General features: G+C 61.7%; 18 protein-coding genes and 1 pseudogene. 15 read left to right on the forward strand and 4 right to left on the reverse strand.

Going from position 1 to position 15,566, the window contains the following annotated elements:
- Positions 1-2: 2 nt before the first annotated feature.
- The 7 genes from AB0O81_RS08505 (at position 3) to AB0O81_RS08535 (ending at position 5,846) form a co-directional block, all read left to right on the forward strand.
- A complete protein-coding gene (locus tag AB0O81_RS08505; RefSeq protein WP_363583208.1) occupies positions 3-188 on the forward strand; it encodes a hypothetical protein in 186 nt (61 codons plus the stop codon).
- Positions 185-2,632 carry an AAA family ATPase gene (locus AB0O81_RS08510; protein WP_363583210.1) on the forward strand — a complete coding sequence of 816 codons (2,448 nt, stop codon included), beginning with the start codon at positions 185-187 and terminating at the stop codon, positions 2,630-2,632. The genes AB0O81_RS08505 and AB0O81_RS08510 overlap by 4 nt, the downstream gene beginning before the upstream one ends.
- A gap of 264 nt (positions 2,633-2,896) precedes the next feature.
- Positions 2,897-3,022, forward strand: coding sequence for a hypothetical protein (locus AB0O81_RS08515; protein WP_363583376.1), 126 nt, complete (start codon positions 2,897-2,899; stop codon positions 3,020-3,022).
- Between the two features lie 143 nt (positions 3,023-3,165).
- Positions 3,166-3,912 carry a hypothetical protein gene (locus AB0O81_RS08520; RefSeq protein ID WP_363583212.1) on the forward strand — a complete coding sequence of 249 codons (747 nt, stop codon included), beginning with the start codon at positions 3,166-3,168 and terminating at the stop codon, positions 3,910-3,912.
- Entirely contained in the window at positions 3,909-4,688 is a 780-nt protein-coding gene (locus AB0O81_RS08525) for a hypothetical protein (protein WP_363583214.1), read from the forward strand. The genes AB0O81_RS08520 and AB0O81_RS08525 overlap by 4 nt, the downstream gene beginning before the upstream one ends.
- A 322-nt stretch (positions 4,689-5,010) precedes the next feature.
- Positions 5,011-5,103 (forward strand): TraR/DksA C4-type zinc finger protein, encoded by a 93-nt coding sequence (locus AB0O81_RS08530; protein ID WP_363583370.1) that lies wholly within the window; start codon positions 5,011-5,013, stop codon positions 5,101-5,103.
- Between the two features lie 53 nt (positions 5,104-5,156).
- Positions 5,157-5,846, forward strand: coding sequence for a FadR/GntR family transcriptional regulator (locus tag AB0O81_RS08535; protein ID WP_363583216.1), 690 nt, complete (start codon positions 5,157-5,159; stop codon positions 5,844-5,846).
- 75 nt (positions 5,847-5,921) lie between these two features.
- On the opposite strand, the gene AB0O81_RS08540 is transcribed toward AB0O81_RS08535, so the two are convergent.
- Positions 5,922-7,205: an L-fuconate dehydratase gene (locus AB0O81_RS08540; protein WP_363583218.1), complete on the reverse strand. Its 1,284-nt coding sequence runs from the start codon at positions 7,203-7,205 to the stop codon at positions 5,922-5,924.
- A 276-nt stretch (positions 7,206-7,481) separates the two neighbouring features.
- Here AB0O81_RS08540 and AB0O81_RS08545 point away from each other — a divergent pair, with 276 nt between their 5' ends.
- The 5 genes and pseudogenes from AB0O81_RS08545 (at position 7,482) to AB0O81_RS08565 (ending at position 10,265) form a co-directional block, all read left to right on the forward strand.
- Positions 7,482-7,769 (forward strand): metal-sensitive transcriptional regulator, encoded by a 288-nt coding sequence (locus AB0O81_RS08545; protein WP_363583220.1) that lies wholly within the window; start codon positions 7,482-7,484, stop codon positions 7,767-7,769.
- A gap of 75 nt (positions 7,770-7,844) precedes the next feature.
- Positions 7,845-8,201 (forward strand): annotated as a pseudogene (locus tag AB0O81_RS08550) (PPOX class F420-dependent oxidoreductase); the annotation flags it as partial.
- A gap of 165 nt (positions 8,202-8,366) precedes the next feature.
- Positions 8,367-9,110, forward strand: a complete 744-nt coding sequence (locus AB0O81_RS08555; protein ID WP_363583372.1) for an alpha/beta fold hydrolase — start codon at positions 8,367-8,369, stop codon at positions 9,108-9,110.
- Positions 9,111-9,201: 91 nt separating this feature from the next.
- Entirely contained in the window at positions 9,202-9,939 is a 738-nt protein-coding gene (locus AB0O81_RS08560) for an acyl-CoA synthetase (RefSeq protein ID WP_363583222.1), read from the forward strand.
- The gene (locus AB0O81_RS08565) at positions 9,936-10,265 is read left to right on the forward strand and encodes an amino acid transporter (RefSeq protein WP_363583224.1); all 330 of its coding nucleotides are present in this window, start codon (positions 9,936-9,938) and stop codon (positions 10,263-10,265) included. Before AB0O81_RS08560 ends, AB0O81_RS08565 begins: the two co-directional genes overlap by 4 nt.
- A gap of 10 nt (positions 10,266-10,275) precedes the next feature.
- Here the strand turns inward: AB0O81_RS08565 and purB are convergent, their stop codons facing one another.
- Both purB and AB0O81_RS08575 read right to left on the reverse strand, forming a co-directional pair.
- Positions 10,276-11,658 carry an adenylosuccinate lyase gene (gene purB / locus AB0O81_RS08570; protein WP_363583226.1) on the reverse strand — a complete coding sequence of 461 codons (1,383 nt, stop codon included), beginning with the start codon at positions 11,656-11,658 and terminating at the stop codon, positions 10,276-10,278.
- Between the two features lie 38 nt (positions 11,659-11,696).
- Positions 11,697-12,203 carry a low molecular weight protein-tyrosine-phosphatase gene (locus AB0O81_RS08575; protein ID WP_363583228.1) on the reverse strand — a complete coding sequence of 169 codons (507 nt, stop codon included), beginning with the start codon at positions 12,201-12,203 and terminating at the stop codon, positions 11,697-11,699.
- Between the two features lie 173 nt (positions 12,204-12,376).
- Between AB0O81_RS08575 and AB0O81_RS08580 the strand changes: the two genes are divergently transcribed.
- On the forward strand, positions 12,377-12,664 hold the full coding sequence (locus AB0O81_RS08580) for a hypothetical protein (RefSeq protein WP_363583230.1): 288 nt from the start codon (positions 12,377-12,379) through the stop codon (positions 12,662-12,664).
- Positions 12,661-14,043 (forward strand): hypothetical protein, encoded by a 1,383-nt coding sequence (locus tag AB0O81_RS08585; RefSeq protein WP_363583232.1) that lies wholly within the window; start codon positions 12,661-12,663, stop codon positions 14,041-14,043. The genes AB0O81_RS08580 and AB0O81_RS08585 overlap by 4 nt, the downstream gene beginning before the upstream one ends.
- Here AB0O81_RS08585 and AB0O81_RS08590 read toward each other — a convergent pair.
- A complete protein-coding gene (locus tag AB0O81_RS08590; RefSeq protein WP_363583234.1) occupies positions 14,015-14,407 on the reverse strand; it encodes a phage holin family protein in 393 nt (130 codons plus the stop codon). The two genes, AB0O81_RS08585 and AB0O81_RS08590, sit on opposite strands and share 29 nt — an antisense overlap.
- A gap of 43 nt (positions 14,408-14,450) precedes the next feature.
- Here AB0O81_RS08590 and AB0O81_RS08595 point away from each other — a divergent pair, with 43 nt between their 5' ends.
- Entirely contained in the window at positions 14,451-15,557 is a 1,107-nt protein-coding gene (locus AB0O81_RS08595; protein ID WP_363583236.1) for a histidinol-phosphate transaminase, read from the forward strand.
- Positions 15,558-15,566: the final 9 nt, after the last annotated feature.

A 15,566-nucleotide genomic window follows, 5' to 3' on the forward strand; every position in this document is an offset into this window, starting at 1 on the left:
GAGTGACGACGCCGACGCCGCTAGAAGTACAAATTGCCGATCAGTTCCGGGAAGATCTCACCGAGGTTGAGAATGTGCCAGCAGAGTTGATCGACCGGCTGCACGGCTTGCTCGTCGGTGAGGGGACGCCGACCGCTTCGACGGTGCTCGAAATGATTACCTCTACTTCGGGCGATCAGATCGTATGATCCGCATCGAGCACATCCACATCGAGGAGTTCCGCGGTATACGCCAACTGGATCTTGATCTCGAGGGTCGCTCCTTCGTCATCTACGGTCCGAATGGGTCAGGAAAGAGCGGTGTGGTTGACGCGATCGACTTCGCGCTGACAGGGAACATCGCTCGACTCACCGGAGCAGGCACAGCGGGGCTAACGATTCAGAAGCACGGTCCGCACGTGCACCGTCGAGATGACGCCGGTGCAGCCGTTGTCACGCTTACGGTTCGTGACGCGTTGAGCGGGCAGACGGCCACGCTGACACGTTCAGTAAAGAACGCTGGCGCATTGGTGCTTGACCCCGACACCCCCGAATGGCGTGCGGTCGTGAGCGAGGCGCTCAACCACCCAGAGTTGACACTGTCACGCCGGGAGCTGATTAAGTTCATCGTGGCAAAGCCAGGCGACAGGGCATCCGAGGTGCAGGCGCTGTTGAAGCTGGACCGGGTGGAAAGTAACAGGAAGGCGCTCAAGGCCGCACAGTCAAAGGCAACGTCCGACGCCAAAGTAGCGTCGGGCGAGCGTGATACCGCAGAGCAGGCCTTTCAGCAACACCTCGGTGTGACTACGCTTCTGTCGACCGAAGTTCTCAGAGAGATCAATCGTCGGCGAACAACGCTCGGCTTGGCGTCGCTAGAGGAGCTGACTGCGGATACAGACCTTCTCGCGGGTGTCGGTGAGCGCCAGCGAACCATCGCGTTCAACATCGAAGGCGCAAAGCGAGATCTCACGGCGCTATCGAGTGCGTTGGCGGTGACCACGAGCATCGATGCGGCGAGGGCCGCCGCGGAACGGTCGCTCGAAGCAGTTTCTGCCGAGCCTGAGCTACTTGACCAGATTCGTCATCGGGGATTGCTCGTAGCTGGCTTGGATGCGATCGACGGTTCGCGATGCCCGCTCTGCCTATCCGAGTGGTCGTCGGCGGCTGAGCTTCGAACGCACATTGCAGATCGACTCGCAACAACTGATCGCGCCCAGCAGCTCAGGAGCAGCGTGCAGGCGGCAATCGATGAGTATGGCCGGCGACTACGCATGTTCCGGGGCGTGATCGACGCGGTCAGACCGATCGCGGCGCATCTGGGTCCTGCCGAACTGCCCTACGAGCTTGATGAGTGGCTCGACAAGATTCGAGCCGTTGAGCAACTCTGCAGCACATTTGATCTGGCGGTGGCGGGTTCAGGTTCGCTCGCCGCCTCTGTCACGTCTTCGCCGGAAGGTGTGGCACAGCGAGTCACGGACCTCGACCGCGCGCTCGAGGCGATGCCTGATGACTCTGAAGAAGATGCTGCACGAAGCTTCCTCACCATTGCAAAGGACCGTTGGACGCGTGTGCGCCTGGCCCGAGCGAAGGCAGAAAAGGGTTCTCGTGTGCACGAAGTCGCGAGCGCGGTTTACACGACTTTCTGCGATGCGGCAGACGCCGCTCTGTCGGCGCTCTATGCGTCAGTCGAGGGTGATTTCAGCGAGTATTACAGGTTCGTGAACTCGGATGACGAGGGGAGTTTCCGCGCAGAGTTGACCCCCGCTTCCGGCAGCCTCGACCTCAAGGTGGACTTCTACAGCCTCGGGCTATTTCCACCGGCGGCGTATCACAGTGAAGGCCATCAGGATGGAATGGGGATCTGTCTCTACCTAGCGTTGGTCAAACAACTGCTGGGCGAGAAGTTCACCTTCGCCGTATTGGACGATGTGGTGATGTCCGTCGATGCCAACCACCGACGTCGGTTCGCCGAACTTCTACAGTCAGAGTTCCCTCACGTGCAGTTCATCATCACTACACACGACGAAGTATGGGCGCGACAGATGCGATCCGCTGGCCTTGTCACATCGTCGACGATGGCCAGGTTCTCCGCATGGAGCGTCGATACGGGCCCAACGGTCGGGACTGGTGACTTCTGGGCGGCTGTGGAGTCCGCCCTTGTGGCCGGGGATGTCGCGGGGGCCGCGGCGAAGCTGCGTCGAGCGATGGAGGCAAACGCCGCCGATATCGCAGAGGGGCTGGGGGGGTCGGTGGTGTACCGCAGTGACGGGGCGTACGACCTCTCCGCATTCATCGATGCGGCGAAAGGGCGGCAGACGAAACTTCTCGCTATGGCGGCGGATTCGGCGCAAGTGTGGAAGATCCCGGCGCAGCAACAGCAGGTTGCGGAGCTGAAAGCTCGTCGCGCCGAGGTCATCCCTGAGCACGATGGCGAAGTTTGGTTGCTGAACAAGCTCGTCCACAACAACGACTGGGCAAATGGTACGACGGAAGACTTGCGCCCGGTGATCGATGCTGCCCGCGACTTTCTCGGCCTGTTCCAATGCTTGAACCCGAACTGTGATTCGTGGATCTACGTGGGCTGGAACAAGGGGAAGGAGGAATCGCTCAGATGCGCATGCGGAACTATTTCGCTCAATCTTCTGAAGAAGTGACTGCCTGGCGAGGATCGTTGAGCACGAGTGCCACGGGCAGGGGCTTCTGTGACAGTTTCAAGTGAGTGGTGCAACGCGTTGTATTTCCCATATGGTCGACGCAAGTTTGGCGGCGTGTTCTGTCGACTGCCGGTCGGACACGACGGCGATCACTGGTGCGAACACGAGGATGAGATGGATGGCTAGAGCTAACTCGACCGGCGAGGCGGTCATCCGTGGTTTCACCGGGCATCAAGTCAACCAGCGAACGACGAAGGGGAGTGAGTGATGGAGCGAGTAGAGCTAAAGGCGCAGATCGACGAGCTGATGCGCCAGTACGGCGATGGCGAGATCGACGGTGCCACTTATGCCGAGCGGATGATGGAGCTGACAGTGTCCGCACAGGAGTGATGCCCCTCCTCTTGCATGGATGCTGGGCTGGGAACACAGGGAGCGAGACGCGCTCGTGTCATCGGACATTTCATGAGGGGGCTATCGCCATCTCCTACAGTAGGTTTTTTGAGGATGTCCAGTAGCTGAAACCTGGGGGTGCTGTGACGCGACGCGACATGCCATTGCTGTGGACGCAAGGGCTACGCCCCGAGGACCCTAAGGGCGTTCATTCGATGTCGCGGCATGAGGTGCTGTGGCGGCGACTAACCGGACAGTTCGAGCAACTGAAGTCAGGGTATGTGACGGGGTCTTCGGAGGCGGTCCTCGGTATCGGGCGCAACTGCTATTACTACGTCGGCTACACAGATCCCGCCTTCAATGTCGACATCGTCGTGTTCAGCAATCACCGCCCCGATGGTGATGCTCACACCCGGGTCTCTCCCTTCGATACCGGCGGAATTGCCACCAACAAGGCGTCGTTCGCTAGCCCCATGACTAAGAACGACCGCATTGCCCTGGTCGTGAAGAACTCGTTCGCAGTTGGTAGGTACCAGGCGTCGCTGGAGACCTGGCTGAGCAGCGGTTTTACCTCGCCAAATGGCTACACGCATAAGGAGGTCCCGCACACCGCGTTCGACCCTGCCATCGACATCTCAGCGTCAAAAGATGAGCGCGACTGGCGCTGGGAAGGGCGGGTTGCCGCCATCGACTTTGTCGACGTTCCGCTGGAACCCGTCGCTGTATTCTTCGCCAAGCCAGGCATGTTGGCATACATCGACTGGGTGACGTACGACTTGTCGTGGCCGGCGGGCGAGAAGAAAGCCCACCTCGATCGGATCCGCAGCATCGGTCGTGACGTACTAGGCCCTGAGGCGTCTGCGCAACAACTCATACAGGGGGTGCCGTGAGCCCGCCGTCTGAGACCGAGCTGATCTTGCGCGGGTTCGCCTTCGACCTAGCCGGGTCGCAGCGTGCGCTCGAGTTCGCTCGCCCGGTCGGCCCGCGAGATGGCGTGGATTACGTCGTGCGCCCGGCGTCAGGCTTCGCGGAACCCGAGCTCACGCCACTACGGCAGCGAGATCGGCGGTTCGTTCGCTGGCTGACGAACGATGAGGTCGTCAAGATCCGCGTCGACGAGGGCGCGTGGATCATCGGGGACAAGCTACTAAGGGACCTCCGTTCGTTGGGTCCGAACCGAGAAATCGTGACGGAGATCACCGCGAATTGGGCCACCTTGCCCCTCGTCACGACCGGAGAATCCACAGACGAGCGTGCGAACTCCCGCCCTGATGAGTTCTGGTACCGCCTAGGCACACACGACGACTACTTCGCTCTGATGAACGAACACGCCGAGGTGCTGCAGGCTGCGCTGTACCAAACGATTTATCGGCGAGCGCAAGGAATCGCTTCGCCGATTGGTCGTACCTTTCGTGTCTATCGGGCGTTCTCGATCATGCGCACCCGCGTGCGCGCGCTCGACAGTGTGGTGTACTCGGTCGAGATTGGCGACGACGATCTGGTCTCGCTTGAGTCGAACGCGGCCGAAAGCGACGGATTCGCCGAGACGCCGGATGAGATCATCGCGTTGGCGAACGAGATCCGTAGCGCGGTGAAACGCGACGGAGATTCTGCTCAGTTACGGCGCGCGATTCGGGCCGAAGAGCACGACGACAGCCCCGAGTAGGTCATGACAAGAGCCGTGGTCGTGTGAGTAGGGGCGCACACCCGCCCCTACTCTTTGCTGCTCGGTCTCTTAGAAATCAATCAACTGTCCACTTGAGGTGAAGCAAGCTCTACTCACGGACAGATCGCTCTGCACTGGCACAGGCGCGCGTGGACAACTTGACCTCTCAGACCCAGTGCGTTGCGGGTGCCAGATGGACATCCCTGAGCGATCCCTACAAGAAAATCTAGTGCTCGGCGCGATCAACGGACTCTTTGCACCATGAAACGAGCTCGCCGACCTGGATGCTGCACTCGCGCGATCTAGAACGGGTACGTACGGGCTGTGCATCGACTGCGGCGGCAGCATCCCTCACGCACGTCTCGAGGCGCGTCCAGCAGCGCTACGTTGCGTTGGCTGTGCATCGAACCGGTGAGAGTGATTCGTGCTCACCCGACAATAGATCCGACGTCTCGATATCATGGGCATATGGCTGTCACTGACGAAGCGATTCTCCGGATCAAAGAAATGATCACCTCGGGAGAACTCGGGCCCGGCGAGCGGCTGCCACCCGAGAAAGAACTCGGGGAACGCCTCGGCCTCTCACGCAACTCGCTGCGAGAAGCGGTGAAAGCCCTCGAAGTGATGCGTGTGCTCGATGTCAGGCGAGGCGACGGCACGTACGTCACCAGTCTCGAACCGCGACTTCTTCTCGAAGCACTCACGTTCGTGGTCGACCTTCACACAGACCATTCCCTCGTGGAGATCTTCGGTGTGCGTCGCATTTTGGAACCCGCGGCGGCATCACTGGCCGCGTTGCACATGACCGACGAGATTGCCGACTCTCTGCAGCTTCAAATCGATGAGACGGACGCGGAGGGCAGCATCGAAGAGCTTGTGAGCCACGACGTGGCTTTTCATCAGGGAATCGTCGACGCCTCGGGCAACGAGTATTTGGCGCGCCTCGTCGAGTCGATTTCAGGTGGCACTGTGCGCGCTCGAATCTGGCGCGGGATTACTCAGCAGGGTGCCGCGAAGCGAACGATCGATGAGCACCGTGCGATCCTCACCGCTCTTCGCCGAGGCGACCCTGAACTTGCCGCTGCGCGAATGCTGACGCACGTCAGCGGCGTCGAGGAATGGTTGCGCGAAGCCACCCCGCCTGAAGACGTCGCATAGCCGCGTGAGTTAACCGCGAAAGCTGGGACGGCGGAGGCCACCCCAGCTTTCGCGCAAATGGTTCTTGCGTGGTGACTAGTTCTCGCGCCAGGTGTACTCCTCGATCGAGGCCGCAAGCATTTCGGTTCCTGCACCCGGCGCCGTGGGAGCAAGATACTGACCCTCGCGGATTACCGTCGGGGTGACGAAGTGTTCATGCAGGTGATCCACGAACTCGATCATTCGTCCTTCGATTTCGCCACTGACTGCGACGTAGTCGAACATCGACAGGTGCTGCACGGCCTCGCAGAGTCCGACTCCGCCCGCGTGCGGGCAGACGGGCACCCCGAACTTGGCAGCCAGAAGCAGGTTCGCGATGTTCTCATTCACACCACCGACCCGCGCGGCGTCGATCTGCATCACGGAAAGCGACCCTGCCTGCAGCATCTGCTTGAAAACGATGCGATTCTGCACGTGTTCGCCGGTCGCAACGCGAATGGGTGCGATGCCGCGCGCGATTGCTGCGTGGCCGAGGATGTCGTCAGGGCTGGTGGGCTCTTCGACCCAGGCCGGTTCGAACTCGGCGAGAGCTTGGACCCATTCGATTGCGTCTGCAACGTCCCAGCGTTGGTTCGCATCAATGGCGATTGGGAAGCCCGTCGGTACAGAGGCGCGGGCGACTCTCATGCGACGGATGTCGTCTTCGAGGTCGGCGCCGACTTTGAGCTTGATCTGTCCGAAGCCGTCTGCGACTGCTTCTTTGCAGAGTCGGGCCAGCTTCTCGTCGGAGTAGCCGAGCCAACCGGGTGTGGTTGTATATCCGGGGTAGCCGGAGTCAAGAAGATTCTGGATGCGCTCTTTGCGGCCGGGCTCAGCGGCGCGCAGAATCTGCAGCGCTTCCTCTGGTGTAATGGCGTCACTCAAGTAGCGGAAATCAACGATCGAGACAATCTCTTCAGGCGTGAGCTTCGACAGGTGCAGCCACAGCGGGTCGCCAGCGCGCTTCGCGCGGAGATCCCAGAGCGCATTGACGACAGCGCCAATCGCCATGTGCATGACACCCTTCTCAGGGCCGAGCCAGCGCAATTGAGAGTCGTGATTGAGTAGCGCCGAAGCGGCGCCCATATCTGACAGCAGCTCGTCTATATCGAGCCCAAGAATGTGATCGCGCAGCGCATCGATCGCTGCGACTTCCACGTCGTTGCCGCGTCCAATCGTGAACACGAACGAATGCCCCTCGAGGTTGTCGTCGGCGTCCGTTTCAATAACCACGTACGCCGCGGAATAGTCGGGGTCGGGGTTCATCGCATCGGAGCCATCGAGGCTCAGCGATGTGGGAAATCGAATGTCGTGCGTGACGACGTTGGTGATGACAGCCATGTCTTCCTCTCCGCATGCCAATGTGTAAACATCGGATGTATAGACACCAATCTAGACCAGAGGTCGCCACTTCATCAACCTGACTTGTGTTTCATGGGATCTCTGTGCCCGTTCAGTGCGACCGAACCGCTCGATTTTTCCGACGAAGCCTGATCAACCGGACCGCGTTCTCCTGGGGGCAGCGGGCATGAATCGGATCGAACCTGCCGGAGGCTCTCGCTCTCTATACCCCTTAGGGTATTTTAGAGAGGACTTGACCATTGAGAGGATGCTGAAATGCCTGCAGAAAGCGATTCACCCGCCGTGCACGATCCTGAGGCGCAGCGCAAGATTGCAAACCGGCTTAAACGGGCACATGGCCAGCTGGCAGCGGTTATCGCAGCGGTCGAAAGCGAGGCGCACTGCCGCGACGTCGTGCAACAGCTGTCGGCCGTCTCGAAGGCGATCGATCGTGCCGGGTTCCTTGTCATCTCCACGGCGATGCAAGAGTGCCTTGCTGACACGGATGGGGAATCTGACGCTCAAGTGAACGAACTCGAGAAGCTCTTCCTGACTCTCGCCTAAGACATTGCCAGACCGCAGTGCTCGCCGTGTAGCGTCGTGCTGTAGACGCCGCACAGGCGTGCCGGGAGGAACGAGATGGATCTGGATGCTGCGCTCAGTGACGATGGACGCAAGCTGGTTTCCGATTATCACCTCGCCACGCTCTCTACCGTCGCCCCTGACGGTAGTTTGCACGTGGTTGCCGTCGGGTTCACGTTCGCCGACGGCGTTGTTCGCATAATCACAAGCGATGGCACCCAGAAGGTACGCAACATTGAACGTGACCCGCGCGCCACGGTCGGGCAGGTGGCCGGACCCCAATGGCTGAGCATCGCTGGCGAGGCCACCATTGAGCGGGATCCAGAAGCGGTTGCTCGCGCGGTGGAGCTGTATTCAGCGCGATATCGCCAACCCCAGCCGAACCCAAAGCGCGTCGTCATTCGCATCGAACCGAAGAAACTGATGGGGTCGCCGAGCCTTCGAGCAACGTTGCCGCCGAGCACGCCACCCGTGAGCGAATCGGGTGACAGGAACGCAACCGAGTCGAAGAAGAGGCACGCGGCCACCCCCAAGCTTTCGTCGAGGCTCGTCACTGAAGTGCCAGACCCGCGATTCGTGATGTCAGGAGACGGTATTCGCATCGCGACCTATAGTTGGGGCGACACTGATGCTCAGACCGTGCTCTGCGTGCACGGCTTTGCGTCAAGCTCTCGCGACAACTGGGTAGGCACGGGCTGGGTGCGTGACCTCACCCGCGCAGGCTACCGCGTTCTCGCTGTCGATCAGCGCGGGCACGGAGCGAGTGAGAAGCCGCACGAAGCGCGCGTCTACACGATGCCGTCACTCGTCGGTGACCTGCTCACGGTGCTTGACACCTATCTGCTCGACGACGTGGCACTTGTCGGGTACTCGCTTGGCGCGCGCGTCGGCTGGCAGCTCGCCGTTGACGCACCGCAACACGTTTCGCGCGCGGTTCTCGGCGGCATTCCAGATGGCAGACCGCTGGCCCGTCTGCAGATCGAACAGGCGCGAGCGTACGCTGAGAAGGGAATTTCGGTTGAGGATCCCGTGACGAAGAACTATGTCACTCTCGCAGAGCGCGTGGCCGGCAACGACATCAGAGCCCTGATCGCCCTCGCTGAAGGAATGCGCCTCGCGGATAGCGACCCTGACCCCGCGAACCCCCCGACCCAGCCGGTGCTGTTTGCCACCGGAACGGAGGACGCAATCTTCGAACGATCGCGGCTGCTCGCCACGGCCACGCCTCAGGGCACTTTCGAGCCCATCCCCGAACGTCACCACTTCAACACCCCAGGGTCGCGCGACTTCCGCGAGCAGGCGCTGTCTTTTCTCTCCCAGTAACAATCTGCGCTCAGCGGTCGCTCCCAGCGACACGACTTAGACTTGCACCATTCGTCTGCGATCGCAGACCCGAGATCCCCGCAGGATTCCCTTGACATCACCAGCCCGTATTCCGACGTTCGAAGTGCGGCACGTGCAACTTGCCCGTGCCGCGTTCGCGGCGATCGCGGCAGTGATGATCACCTTCTCTCCCGACCACTCGGCACTCATCGGCACCACCGTGTTCAGCGGATTCGCAGTCGCCACCGCAATGGTGTTCTTGCTATCGGTGTGGCTGGTCTATCCGGCCGGCGCACGCTGGCCGTCAGTCCTTTTGGGCATCGCCACCCTCGTTGCAGGCATGGTCGGAAGCATTGCTCCTGCGCGCACCGCAGTGGGTTATCTGGTGCTCGTCATCACATGGGCCGTCATCACCGGTTTGATTGAGATGTTGGCGGGGGCACGCGCATTGCGCAATGCACGTAAGCCGGGCACCGCGCCCACGATCGGTGGTGTCGAGCAACGCGTGGCACCCGCGGCGGCGCTCGCTGCGCAGCATCCGGCAGCGAAGAGTGAGGCTCGTGACGGCGTGGTAATCGGTGCACTCACGCTGATGCTCGCCGCGGCCTTGTTGTTCGTGCGACCGGAGTTCGCGCTCAACTACACAATCGACCAAGCGGGCGAGACTTTCACCCTCACCGGCATCGTCGTCGGCGTCGGCATCTTTGGCGCCTACGCGGCGATCGTGGCCGTATACCTCGCAATCGCTGGTTTCTCGCCGCGTGCGACCGCGCCAACAACTACCGAAGCGGCGGAGTCTTCCCCGCTCGAGCAGAAGGACCCAGCGTGACTGACGACAAGCCGACCACCCGTCGCGACCTCATGAAGCCGGTGCAGTTGCTGGGCCTCGCATTCGCCGCAGCGCTGTTCGCGGGAGTCGTCACTCTGGTATCGATGGGCTTCTTTCAAGACCGGCCCGGGAGCGATGCGCAGGTCGCAATCATCACCGCCCTCGTGGTGGCAGGTATCTCATTCATTGCGGTCTTGCTCGTCGTGTCGTTGTTGCTCCTCGCCATCGATCCCACCGAGTTCACTAAACCGCTCGAAAAACCCGTCTTGTTGCCTGATGAAGAATCGACTGACGATGCTGAAGGCGACGCTGGCCCGAAGGCGTAAGCGTACGCCGCTACGACAGTTCGTCGACGAGCTGTGAAGCGAGACCGGCATAGGTAGCCGGCGTCAGGACGAGCAGCCGTTCCTTGGCCGCGTCGCCGATATCGAGGCCTCGCACAAACTCCGCAAGCTCCACCGCACCAACGCGGCGCCCGCGCGTGAGCTCCTTCAAGAGCGCGTACGGATCTGTGATCTGTGAGCGACCCGCAGCGATCTCCGCGCGAACGACAGTCTGGATCGCCTCCGCGAGAACTTCCCAGTTTGCGTCTAGATCCTCGAGCAGCACTGCTTCTGCAAGGGAGATTTCGCGCAGGCCGCGTGACAGGTTGTCGAGGGCTAGCAACGAGTGGCCGAAAGCGACCCCGATGTTGCGCTGGGTCGTCGAGTCAGTGAGGTCACGTTGCATCCGAGAGGTCACGAGGGTCTGCGACAGCGTTGCGAGCAGTCCACCTGAAATCTCGAAGTTCGCCTCAGCGTTCTCGAAGCGAATCGGGTTGATCTTGTGTGGCATGGTCGAGGAGCCCGTGGCACCAGCAACGGGGATCTGGGTGAAGAACCCGACCGAGATGTACGTCCAGATGTCGGTGGCGAGGTTGTGCAGAATGCCACCGGCGTGACGCACGCGATCGTAGAGTTCTACCTGCCAGTCGTGCGACTCGATCTGTGTGGTGAGGACGTTGAATCCCAGACCGAGGCCTTCGATGAACGACTGTGAGAGCTCGGGCCAGTCCACATCGGGTTCGGCAGCGAGATGGGCAGACCATGTGCCGGTTGCGCCTGAGAATTTCGCGAGGTAGTCGCCGGTTTCGATCTGCGTGGCTACCCGCTTGAGGCGCCACGCGAACACGGCGATCTCTTTACCCATGGTTGAGGGAGTCGCCGGCTGACCGTGTGTGCGCGACAACATCGCAGCATCCCGGTGATCGACGGCGAGTTGAGAGAGAGCCTCGATGACGGTCTGCAACTTGGGCAACCAGACCCGCTGGACTGCACGTTGCACAGTGAGGGCGTACGCGGTCGAGTTGATGTCTTCGCTGGTGCAGGCAAAGTGCGTCAGTTCGGCGATCGAGTCGAGGCCGAGTGCCGACAAGCGGTCGCGCACCAGGTACTCGACGGCTTTTACATCGTGTCGGGTGACCGCTTCTTTGTCGGCGAGCCAGTCGATCTCAGCCTGTCCGAATTCGAGGTAGAGCGCGCGCAGGCGAGCTTTGTCGTCGTCAGTCAGTGGTGATGTTCCGAACAGCGAACGGTCGGTGAGGGCCACGAGCCACTCCACCTCCACCTCGACGCGAGCGCGATTGAGACCCGCTTCGGAGAGGTAGTCGGCGAGGCCGGTGACGACGGCCTGGTAGCGACCATCGAGCGGACTGAGGGGCTGAGGGGGGAGAGTGGACACGGTGCTCCCGTCGAAGCGCATTGAGGCGATAGCCGGCATCAGCGCGCCGGGCGAATCGCAGGTTCGAGTTGCCGGAAGAGAGACCGGCTCGCGCTTTCAATCATACCGAGGACCTCATCGAACAATCCGGGCCCCGCGTAGTAGGGATCCGGGACATCGACGCTGGTGGCCGAGTCGTCGAACGACATCAGCAGTGCGATCTTGTCTGCGTCTGCGTCGGATCGTGCCCACCCGCGCAGAATTCGCTCGTGGCTTCGGTCGAGAACCACGACCAGGTCATTGTGGGCGAAATCGGCATGGGTGAATTGCCGTGCCCGGTGATGGCTGCCATCGAAGCCCGCTCGAGTGAGCGAGTCGAGTGTGCGTTGGTCAGCTTGCTCACCGACGTGCCAGTCCCCGGTTCCCGCGCTGCTTGAAGTGACTCGCGCGCTCAGACCAGCATCGTCGGCGACCTTGCGGAACACGACCTCAGCCATAGGCGATCGGCAGATATTTCCCGTACAGACGAAGACGACTCGGAATGGCTCGGCGGCACTCACGGTCATAGTTTCCATTGTGGCCCTGATCGCACCAATTCATCGAGTCGCGGTCGCGATCGACCGGTGGACTTCGCGTGTAGCGAAGGCCTCGCTCCTCCCCACACACGACGCAGTGCGCCGCGCTCACATCTCGAGTTGGAGTGGATGCTGCCGCGCACCCGGCAACGAGGATGAACATCATGTTCGTCGATGCGCACTGTTCGCCAACCACTGCCGCTGCCGAGCAGTTAGCAATCGTGGTGCGGGAATTGGAGTTGATCATGGCTCCGTTGTGCGCAGCGCTTGCGCAGGCACATGCGCTGGATTCCGCGACGCAGTGGCAGTCCAAGACGGCCGAGGCATTTCATCTGATGGCGGAGGATTGGGCACACGACCTCAGCCGGCTTGGCGTGCTCGCGTATGAGGGCGTTGGTGAAGTGAGACGCGCGCACGAACATGCCGCGTTCGCGGCGTGGGCATGCGAGTGAGCGGCGAGCTCGACATTCGAGGTGGCGGAGCGGTCGAAGTCGACACCGCCACCCTTCGAGATACCGCCGCGAGGTTTGTGCTCGCCGCCGATGAACTCACTCGAATCTGTGCACGCGTAGGCAGCTTGCAGAACATGCTCTTTGCCCAGCAACAGTTTGCGGGGGTGGCACTGTCAACACTCGCGCTGCTGGCGACGCGATTGACTGACGCCGTCGTGCGCGGAGAGAGGATCGCCGCAGATCTGGAGGCAGCGGCCGCGATCTACGAGCTCGTTGAGTTGAATGCGCGCCTCGCAGTGGCGTTCTGGGCTGGCGACGACGATGCCCTCGCGCTCATCGAGCGCCAGCGAGCTGTGCTGATAGCGCAGTATCCCGAAGCGATGGAACGGGCTCGTCTGGCCGAGTTTGAGCGAGCCGTTCTCTGGCCTGGTGACCTCGTACGCCAAGCGACCGAGGCGGGCTATGACCTCGGCGGACTGTTCGACACCGCTCGAGGCTCTGACTTGCTGGCGGCAGCGGTGGGCGGCGTGGCCGTTGGCGGTACCGCCATTGGTTTCGCGGCGCTCACCGGAGTCGGTGGGTGGGGGCGACTGCGAAGTGACGCGACGCTCAACGGTGCGGCGCAGCCGATACGGGTGTCTGCATCGCAGCGACCGCCTCTTCCTGCCCCCAGCAACCTCACCGGCGCGGCAGAGCGGATCCCCCGCACCGGGGCGAGCCAGGTCAGGGTCGAGAAGTACACGATGGCTGACGGATCTCGACAGTTTGCGGTCTACGTCTCGGGCACGCGCACGATGGCGGTGAGCGCAAAAGAGCCGTGGGACTCGCGCTCAAATGTCGAGCTATACAGCGGATCGCGCTCCGCCTCATACGACGCCACCGAATCCGCCCTGCGTGCCGCGGGGGCACAGCCGGGCGATGTCGTGCACGCGTTCGGTCATTCGCAGGGTGCGATGATCACCAGTCACCTCGCCCTCGAGAGCGAGTACGACACCCGCACTCTGGTGAATTTTGGTTCGCCTGTCGAGGCGGACGTGGGTTCATCGACGTTGAGTGTCGGAATCCGCCACACTGATGACCCGGTCGCGGCGCTCGCCGGTGGGGGTTTCATGGAATCGGTGGGGGCTCCCGGCAGCTTCATAGTCGAGCGCGAGGCACACCCGCTGGCCGGCACGGACGATCTTGGCCTTCCCTCGCACCAGATGACGAGCTACGTCGAAACGGCAACAATGCTCGATGCTTCGGCCGACCCTCGGGTGCACCAGCTGGGAGATGTGTTTGAGGAGCTCTCACACGCGGTGACCGTTGAGGTGACCGAGTTTGCGGCGACTCGGGCCGATTCCGAGGGTGCTACTGCTTCTCTTGGGGACGAAGAATAATGCCGAAGAACCAGTTGATGAGCGTGATGATGATCGCTGCAACGACGCCCCACCAGAAGTCTTCGACGCGCAGGCCAAAGTCCCAGAACTCCGTGATCCACGCGCTGAACCAAAGCAAGAAGCCGTTAATAAGAAGACCGATGAGGCCGAGAGTGAGGATGTAAAGCGGAAAGGCCAGCACTTTCACGACCGTGCCGATGATCATGTTGACCAACGCGAAGATGAACGCCACCAGCAGGAGCGTGAGCACAAGTTGCAGCGTGTCACCGGGGGCGAACGGAATAACGCTCACCTGGAGGGCGGGAATTAGGGTCACCACCCAGATAGCGAATGCGTTCACGATGATGCGAATGAAGAAGCTCATAGTGCGGATAGTCTCGCACGCCCGCGGCTCGTAGACTCAGCAGGTGACCGACGCCGCAGATATCCCCGTTCGCGTTCGCCCCGAGATTGCGGCCCTCCCTGCCTATAAACAGGGTCGGCAGGCTAGTGGCGATGCCTTCAAGCTCTCGAGCAACGAGAACCCGTTCGATCCGCTGCCGGGTGTAGCTGAAGCGTTGCGCGCCGAAACCGCCGTCAACCGATATCCCGATGCCACCGCAAGGCGGCTCCGCGAGCGTCTCGCGGCGCGGTTCGGGGTGACCTCTAACGACGTGCATGTGGCAGCAGGGAGCGTGTCGATTCTGTCGCAGCTGATACTCGCCACCGCCGGGGCTGGCGACGAGGTCGTCTACGCGTGGCGTTCGTTCGAGGCGTATCCATGGCTGACCGTCGTTCCCGGTGCAACCGGCCTGCAGGTGCCGCTCACCGACGACGCACGTCACGACCTGCCCGCGATGGCGAGAGCCGTCACCGACCGCACTCGAGCAATCATCGTGTGCACCCCGAACAACCCGACCGGCCCGGTTGTGACGCAAGCAGAGTTCGACGACTTCGCCACGCAGATCCCGAGTGACGTACTGATCATTCTTGACGAGGCCTATGCCGAGTTCGTGACAGCGCCAGACGCGGTCGACGGAACGGTCGTACTCGCACGCGGTACCCACCCAAACGTCGTGGTGCTGCGCACATTCTCAAAAGCGTGGGGTTTGGCAGGCTTGCGCATTGGCTATGCGGTGGGTCACCCGAGAATCCTCGATACCGCGCGAAGCACCGGCATTCCACTCTCGGTCACCGCCCAAGCCGAGTCGGCTGCGTTGGCCAGCCTCGACGCAGAGACCGAACTGAGGGCGCGGGTTGCGGTGATCACCGAGCGCCGGGATCGCCTTGCTGCGGGTCTTCGCGACATTGGGTGGCGCGTACCTGAGGCGCAAGGAAACTTCGTATGGCTCGCGACAAGCGACGAGACGATGGCGGCCGCTGAGGCCTTCGAAGCGGCGGGACTGATCGTTCGACCCTTCGCCGGTGAAGGTATCCGGATCAGTGTCGGCGAGGAGGAATCTGTAGGCAAGGTCTTACGAATCGCCGAATCCGTTGTTGGAGCCCTCCCAGTCGCTCATCGGGGCCGACGGTAGCGTTAGAGC

The organism is Microbacterium sp. NPDC076911 (assembly GCF_040687125.1).
Lineage (GTDB): Bacteria > Actinomycetota > Actinomycetes > Actinomycetales > Microbacteriaceae > Microbacterium.